At 56.7% G+C, this 803-nt stretch carries 2 protein-coding genes; both read left to right on the top strand.

All coding sequences use genetic code 11. The annotated features are described in order from the left end of the window. A partial coding sequence (locus tag HX846_RS27515) for an alpha/beta hydrolase fold domain-containing protein (protein WP_178966495.1) occupies nt 1-363 on the top strand: 363 nt, incomplete at its 5' end. A 33-nt stretch (nt 364-396) separates the two neighbouring features. Continuing rightward, nucleotides 397-780: a cytochrome c gene (locus tag HX846_RS27510; RefSeq protein ID WP_102368511.1), complete on the top strand. Its 384-nt coding sequence runs from the start codon at nt 397-399 to the stop codon at nt 778-780. The last annotated feature ends 23 nt before the right edge of the window (nt 781-803 follow it).

Below are 803 nucleotides of genomic sequence, written 5' to 3'. Positions count from 1 at the left end.
GATTTGACCGGTACACCGAGCGTGCGCACGGCGGGGCGGGAAACGCTGTTGCTGGACGGGCCGGGCATGGTGGAGGCGCTGCGTTTGCTGACGCCGGGCCTGAGTGACGAGCAGCGTCGGCAGCCGCCGTTGTCACCGTTGTATGGCGACCTTGCCGGGCTGCCGCCGGCACTGATGTTTGTGGGGGAGCTGGACCCGTTGCTGGACGACACGCTGCAGATGGCCGAGCGATGGGCGGGGTCCGAAGTGTTTTTGTTACCGCAGGCGGCTCATGGGTTTATTCATTTTCCGACGGCGATGTCGGGCCGCGTGCTGGCTTACAGTCGCGAGTGGATAACGGGTCGTTTACGCTCGGTTGGTTGATATTGGATTTTTACAACAAGGCCACATGGAAAGATGAAAATAAGAAAGTCGTTCATCGCGTCGCTGGGGATTTTATCGCTGGTTCAAACGTCACTGTCCTTTGCGGACAACGCTAACGGGAAAAACATTTATCTGCAGCGCTGCGCCATGTGCCACGGCGCGGATATCAAAGGCACGGGACCCTTGGCGAATAAAAGCAATCCGCCTACGCCTGACCTGACAACGGCTACTTTCAAAAAACGCTTGAGTGATTATCCGGGCGTTATCGTGTCGTCCGTCATTCTTCGTCCAAATGGCGACCTGATTCCCAGAACGTTGCGGGAGAACGGTGTGAGGTTGTCACCGTTCACCTGGAAAGTTCAGGACTTCCGCGACTTGAATCAGTACATGAGTGGAGTGATTTCAAAAAGCCGATGATGCTGCTCGTTCCCACGCTCTGC

Source organism: Pseudomonas sp. K5002, from assembly GCF_013386655.1.
Lineage (GTDB): Bacteria > Pseudomonadota > Gammaproteobacteria > Pseudomonadales > Pseudomonadaceae > Aquipseudomonas.
The sequence above is the reverse complement of the archived record's forward strand: the minus strand, read 5'-3'. Positions and strand labels throughout refer to the sequence as shown.